7 protein-coding genes are annotated in these 6,268 nt (G+C 61.8%); 2 read left to right on the top strand and 5 right to left on the bottom strand.

Translation table 11 applies throughout. From position 1 onward, the window contains the following. Positions 1–65: 65 nt before the first annotated feature. Positions 66–1,421, bottom strand: a complete 1,356-nt coding sequence (locus F4V43_RS08595; RefSeq protein WP_150457828.1) for a dipeptidase — start codon at positions 1,419–1,421, stop codon at positions 66–68. A 182-nt stretch (positions 1,422–1,603) separates the two neighbouring features. Between F4V43_RS08595 and F4V43_RS08590 the strand changes: the two genes are divergently transcribed. Then, a complete protein-coding gene (locus F4V43_RS08590) occupies positions 1,604–2,221 on the top strand; it encodes an NUDIX hydrolase (protein WP_150457827.1) in 618 nt (205 codons plus the stop codon). A 203-nt stretch (positions 2,222–2,424) separates the two neighbouring features. Further along, complete coding sequence (locus tag F4V43_RS19695; RefSeq protein ID WP_191089530.1) at positions 2,425–2,577, top strand: hypothetical protein; 153 nt, start codon at positions 2,425–2,427, stop codon at positions 2,575–2,577. Positions 2,578–2,716: 139 nt separating this feature from the next. On the opposite strand, the gene abc-f is transcribed toward F4V43_RS19695, so the two are convergent. The 4 genes from abc-f to F4V43_RS08575 form a co-directional block, all read right to left on the bottom strand. After that, positions 2,717–4,660 (bottom strand): ribosomal protection-like ABC-F family protein, encoded by a 1,944-nt coding sequence (gene abc-f, locus F4V43_RS08585; RefSeq protein WP_150457826.1) that lies wholly within the window; start codon positions 4,658–4,660, stop codon positions 2,717–2,719. 215 nt (positions 4,661–4,875) lie between these two features. After that, positions 4,876–5,028 (bottom strand): hypothetical protein, encoded by a 153-nt coding sequence (locus F4V43_RS19690; protein ID WP_191089526.1) that lies wholly within the window; start codon positions 5,026–5,028, stop codon positions 4,876–4,878. 76 nt (positions 5,029–5,104) lie between these two features. After that, complete coding sequence (locus F4V43_RS08580; RefSeq protein ID WP_150457825.1) at positions 5,105–5,650, bottom strand: chromate transporter; 546 nt, start codon at positions 5,648–5,650, stop codon at positions 5,105–5,107. Next, complete coding sequence (locus F4V43_RS08575; protein ID WP_150457839.1) at positions 5,650–6,198, bottom strand: chromate transporter; 549 nt, start codon at positions 6,196–6,198, stop codon at positions 5,650–5,652. Before F4V43_RS08575 ends, F4V43_RS08580 begins: the two co-directional genes overlap by 1 nt. Positions 6,199–6,268 lie beyond the last annotated feature (70 nt).

The raw sequence follows: 6,268 nt of genomic DNA, 5'->3' as shown, positions 1-6,268 counted from the left end.
AGGTGGTCCCTCTCAGCTTAGAAAATTCTACTTTTGGGACAGCCTCATTTTGGCGTGAGGGGAATTTACAGGGCCCGGATGAACTCGACAAGCGTCAGCAGCCCTTTGTCGAAGTTCTCCAGATTGAAATGTTCGTCCGGCGCATGCAGATTCTCGTCGCCCAGACCGAAGCCCATGAGAACGACCGGCGCCTGAAGCACCCGGGAGAAGCTGGCCATAATCGGAATCGAGCCGCCGTCCTTGGTGAACAGCGCGCGCGTGCCGTAGACTTTGCCGTAAGCGTCGGCGGCGATCTGAAGGAATTCGTTGGACGGGTCGATATTGAAGGCGGTCGCCTTCTCCATCTGCTTGACGGCAACCTCTGCTCCTGTCTGAATATTCGCCTTCAGGTGCTTCTCGATGGCGTCGAGGACATGCTGCGGGTCCTGCTCGCCGACCAGCCGGCAGGTGATCTTGGCGTGGGCTTCCTTCGGAATCACCGTCTTGCTGCCTTCGCCCTGGAAGCCGCCGTATACGCCGTTCAGCTCCAGCGTCGGCCGGGCGCCGATGCGCTCAACGAACGAATAGCCCTCTTCTCCGTAGAGTGCGCCCAGTCCGAGACTCTCGCGGATCTGCTCTTCGTTCACGCCCTGCTTCGCAAATTCTTCGCGCATAAGCGGGGACAGCTCCGGCACGCCTTCGTAGAAGCCGTCAACCGCAACGCGTCCCTTGTCGTCATGAAGCGTGGCGAGCAGCGAGACGATGGCGTGCAGCGCATTCGGAACGCCGCCGCCGTAAGAGCCGGAGTGCAGATCCGTGTTGGCTGTGCTGACAGTGACTTCCATGGAAGCCAGCCCGCGCAGACCGGTGCAGATGGCCGGACGCCCGCGTTCAAGAAGAGCGGTGTCGGAGACCACGACCGCGTCGGCGGCCAGCTTGTCCCGGTTGGCTTCAAGGAAGGCCGTCAGGTGCGGACTGCCGATCTCTTCTTCGCCTTCGATGCAGAGCTTGACGTTCACCGGCAGAGCGCCCTCCTGCTTGAGAAACGCTTCGAGCGCCTTGATATGCAGGAAGACCTGGCCTTTGTCGTCAGTTGCGCCGCGCGCGTACAGCTTGCCGTCCCGGATGTCCGGCTCGAACGGCGGCGTTGTCCACAGGTTCAGCGGATCGACGGGCTGCACATCGTAATGGCCGTAGATGAGCAGCGTCGGCTTGCCGGGCGCATGCAGATAGTCGGCGTAGACGACCGGATGGCCGCTTGTAGGATGAAGTTCGATATGCTCAAGGCCGGCGCGCTCCAGGGCTCCCATCAGCCAGTCGGCGGCGCGGCGGATATCCGCCTTATGCTCGGACAGGGCAGAGATGCTGGGGATCGACAGCCAATCCTTCAGTTCGTTCAGATGCTCGTCCCGGCGGGACGAGAAATATTCGGCGTATGACATAACGATAGGACCTCCCTGGATTGTGAGAAAGCCGCAGCCGTCTCCCGGTGCGGCGTTACAGGAACATTATACCGGAAGCGGCACAAGGGAGCAAAAAGGGAATTGCGTCCTGCACGCGCAGAGTGATAGACTCGGATTCAATTACATACCGGCTGGAAGCAGCCGCAGGAGGGGATAGAGCGATGGAAGAGAACTGGCTGAGATGGGCCAAGCAGATCCAGGCGATCGGGCAGACCGGTCTGGAATATGCCCGCGATGTATACGATATCGAGCGCTATCAGGCGCTGCGTGAGCTGAGCGTCGAAATACTGGCGAACTATACGACAACTTCCCGCGAGAAAATTGAACTGGCATTCGCCGCAGACAAGGGGTATACCACGCCCAAGGTGGACATTCGGGGGGTGGTCTTCCGGGAGGGGCGGATTCTGATGGTCCGCGAAAAAAGCGACGGCGGCTGGTCGCTGCCGGGCGGCTGGGCCGACATCGGCCTCTCGCCCAAGGAGGTCGCCGTGAAGGAGATCCGGGAAGAGTCCGGCTTCGAGACCCGGGCTGTCCGCCTGCTGGCCGTGATGGACAAGAAGTTCCACGGTCATCCGCCGGAGCCTTACCATATCTATAAGCTGTTCATTCTCTGCGAAATTACCGGAGGAGCCGCTGCCGGAAGCGTCGAGACGAGCGAAACCGGCTTCTTCGCGGAAGAAGAGCTCCCCCCGCTGTCCTTGCAGCGAAATACAGAGCGGCAGATCCGGACAATGTTTGATTTTTGGCGGAACCCCGGCCTTCCGGTCATTCTGGATTAACCGTCTGCATAGGATGAAGGGAGTATCCTGCAGAAAATGGTTTTAAAAAGACGGCATAACGGGTAAAATAGAAATATGAAAGTGCTTACAATGGTTGCAAGCCGCTGAGCCGATCGTTTCCCCGGGAAAATTTGCAGAAGTGGAGTCCGGCGGTCTACAATTTGTCCTCTTTATTGTCGATATGAAGATCAGGAGGGGATCGCATGGAACAGGAAGAACTGAGATTGCCGCTGCAGCCGGAGGCTGTTCAGCGCCCGTATGACGGCAACATCGCCACTGGAATGGCATGGGGAGTCCTCATCAGCATTCCGCTGTGGATGTCTGTGATTGGCTGGGTTACGGGGTTCGCTCATTAGAACTGCCCCTGATATAGAAGGATGAACGATAAGAACAAAGCCCGGAAGGCTGCGCTCTGTACGAAGCAGAGCCCCTTCCGGGCTTTTTTGGCGTTTCGCGGCAAGCTCTTGAAGGCACGGCCGGCCCGCCGCCCGTCCGCTAACGGGAAGCCGTCACCCAGGCATCATAAAGGGTGTCCAGCCCGGCCTGCACTTCTTCGCGTTCGGCGTGCAGAGTGCTCAGCCGCTCCGCATCGCTGGCGAACTCGGGGCTTGCCATCTGCCGGTCCAGCTCTTCCAGCCTGGCCTCGGCCGCAGCGATATCCGCTTCCATCCGGGCGGTATCCGCCTTCGGCTGTCGGGCGCCGCCGCGAGCGGGCGGCTCCGCTTCTGCGCCGGAAGCAACGGGCCGGGCAGCGGCTTCCCGTTCGTTCTGCCGAGGGCTCCCGCTCTCTGTGGCAGCAGCTTTGGCGGCGAGCTCGGCGGATTTCTCCTTGTAATAGGCGTAGCTGCCGCCGTATACGGCGAACCGGCCATCGCCGATGGTCCAGATCCGGTCGAAGCAGCGGTTGATGAAGTAGCGGTCATGGGATACCGCCAGCACCGTTCCGGTATATTCCTCGAGCGCCTCTTCCAGCGCTTCGCGGGAGTCGATATCCAGATGATTGGTCGGCTCATCCAGGAGGAGGAGGTTCGGCTTCGTATACATCAGCACCGCGAAGCGCAGACGGGTCCATTCCCCTCCCGAGAGCTGCGAGACGCGCTTGAAGACATCGGGTCCGAAGAACAGGAACCGGGCCAGCCGTCCCCGGGCTTCGCCTTCCTCGATCCCGGCCTGTTCCCGGAAGAAGCCGAGCACCGTCTGGCGGCCGTCGTCCGGCACCGCTTCCTGGGCGAGATAGCCGATCTCGATCCGGGACCCGATCCGGCAGCGGCCGCTGTCCGGCGTATCTTCGCCGAGCAGAATGCGCAGCAGCGTGCTCTTGCCGGCTCCGTTGCCGCCGAGCAGCGCGACGCGCTCGCCGTACCGGATGCCGTCGCTTGCTTCCGCGAACAAGAGGCGTCCGCCCAGCGATTTGCCGAGCCGCTCCAGCGTCAGCGCGCGTTCCCCCGACCGGCTCTCCGGGCTGAGCTTGAGGTCCATGGCCCGACGCTCCAGCTGCGGACGCTTCACCCGGACCATCCGGTCCAGCGCCTTCTGCATGGAGGCGGCCCGGCGGTGGAAGGAGGGATTCGGCGGATTGGCATTATTGCCCCACTCGATCAGCCGCTTGATGCTCTCCTGCATCTTCTTGATGCGCTTCTGCTGTTCCTGGTAGTCGGCGAACTGCTGGAGCAGCCGTTCCTCCTTCTCTTGCTGATAGCCGCTGTAGTTCGTGTGGTAGACCGCGGCTTCGCCGTCCTCAAGCTCGACCACACGGCCGATGACGGCGTCGAGAAAATACCGGTCATGGGACACGACAACGACCGTTCCGGCATATTCCTGAAGGAAGCGCTCCAGCCATTCGATGGCGGCCATATCCAGATGGTTGGTCGGCTCGTCGAGCAGCAGCAGATCCGGCCGCTTCAAGAGCAGCGCCGCCAGCGCCGCTTTGGTCTTCTCGCCGCCGGAGAGGGAAGCGAAGGGGCGCTCGTAATCCTCCGCGCCGATGCCGAGCCCGCCGGCGACGCGGTTGATCTCGGCTTCGATTTCGTAGCCGCCGGCAGCCTCGAACCGGTCCTGAAGGGCGCCGTATTCCTTCAGCAGCGCATTCCAGGCGGCATCACCGTCTCCGGGGACGCCGGCGGCCATCTCGGCTTCGATGGCCCGCATCCGTTCCTGCCAGGAGAGCGGCTCGGCGAAGGAGCCGCGAAGCATCTCCAGGACAGAGCCGCTCTCGTCCTGGATCTGGGCGAGCATGCCGACGACTGCTCCCCGGCGGACGGCGAGCAGTCCGGAGTCCGGCTTGTCGTGGCCGCCGAGCAGGCGGAACAGCGTGCTTTTGCCGGCTCCGTTGCGGCCGATCAGGCCGATCTTGTCGCCCTCGCGAACCTCGAAGCTTACGTCGGCCAGCACCAATTGGGCGCCGTGGTATTTCTGAACATGCTGGCATTGAATCATCATGGGACATTCTCCTTTGACCAATGGGTTATTGGCGGGGAGGAGTTCCCTGCGGGCAGGCTGCTGCGAACCAGGGCCGGGCGGTTCCCCCGGCGGCGTCCTCCGGTTATACCGAAGAACTGCCGGCCGGGGCAGTCCGCTTGGCGGCAGCGCAAAAAAGACCGCAGGGAAACGTTCCCCGCGGCCTTGTCTCGCGCCCGCTTACAGCATAGCGGCGGTTACGAAGGCAGGAAAGACATTTCACAGTGGGCATTCGCTATGAGATTGGCAGAAAAGGACAGACTTCTCCCGTCCTGGCCAAACGCATGAACGATGCCGGCCGTTGCCATGGGCAGGCGGCCAACGATACTGCCAAGTCCACTGTGATTCATCTTTCCACACCTCCTTCTTTGAACAAAGTTATTGTCATTATAAGGGAAGCCCCCCGCCGGGCGCAAGGGGCGAATGCTAGACGCTGTAGCGTAGCACCAGTCCGCCGTAGAGAAAGGCGGCGAGAATGACCAGCGCCGGATGAATTTTGCGGCGCTCCATAGCCCAGTAGGCGATGGCGGCGATAATCAGCGTCTGCCAGATGCCGATGCTGCGGGCCGGGTCTTTGGCCATCTGCCAGGTCAGGACGACCATCATGACCGCGATGACCGGCTGCACAAGCAGCGTCATTCCTTTGACGACAAGAGATTTGCGGTGCCGGGCCAGCACCTGCAGCAGCACAATAAGGGCAACCGCCGACGGGACGACCGTGGCAGCCAGAGCGAGCAGGATGCCGATCCAGCCGGCAACGTCATAGCCGACATAAGCGGCGATCTTGGTGGCGATCGGGCCGGGCAGGGCATTGCCGAGCGCGAGCATCTTGGAGAATTCGCTGTCGGTCAGCCAGCCGTAATGAGGCACGATCTCTTCGTACATGAGCGGGATGGAAGAGGGACCGCCGCCGTAGCCCAGAACATTGGCAAGAAAGAACCCGATCAGAAGGCGCAGCCATTCCCCGTTCATTACGGCGTTCCTCCCTTGCGGCTGCGGCCTCGGACTGCCGCGAGCGCGCGGAAATGAACGGCCCCGTAAGCGAGGAACAGCACGATTACAACCGCCGGATGGACCTCAAGAATCTCCATCAGCAGAAAAGCGAGTGCCATCAGGGCCAGGCCGAACGGCCACCCCAGCCCGGCGATGCCTTTTTTGGCAAATTCATAGGCCATCACGCCAAGCATGACGGCGATCACCGGCGAGACGGCGGCGATCATGCCCGCTACCACCTTGGAGCCGCTCAGATAATCGACCGCCGACAGCAGCAGGACCATTGCCAGCACGCTGGGCAGAATGTGCAGAACGACGGCGTAGGCGGCGCCCCGGGCCCCCTTCACTTTGTAGCCGATGTAGGCGGCCATCTTGGTGGCGATGGGACCGGGCAGTACGTTGGCAATGGCCAGCGTCTCGCCGAATTCCTCGTCGTTCATCCAGCCGAAGCGGACGACCGCCTCATGCCGGATCAGCGGAATCACGGACGGACCTCCTCCGTACCCGAGGATACCGGTGCGCAGCATGGCGTCCGCAAGCCGGACGTATACGTTGTCTTTGGTTCTCACGCGTTCTCCCCCTCTTTATAGGTCATTG

The sequence above is a fragment of the Paenibacillus spiritus genome, from assembly GCF_008710135.1.
GTDB lineage: Bacteria > Bacillota > Bacilli > Paenibacillales > Paenibacillaceae > Paenibacillus_AQ > Paenibacillus_AQ glufosinatiresistens.
Note: the sequence above shows the minus strand (reverse complement) of the source record. Positions and strands in the feature narration are given on the sequence as shown.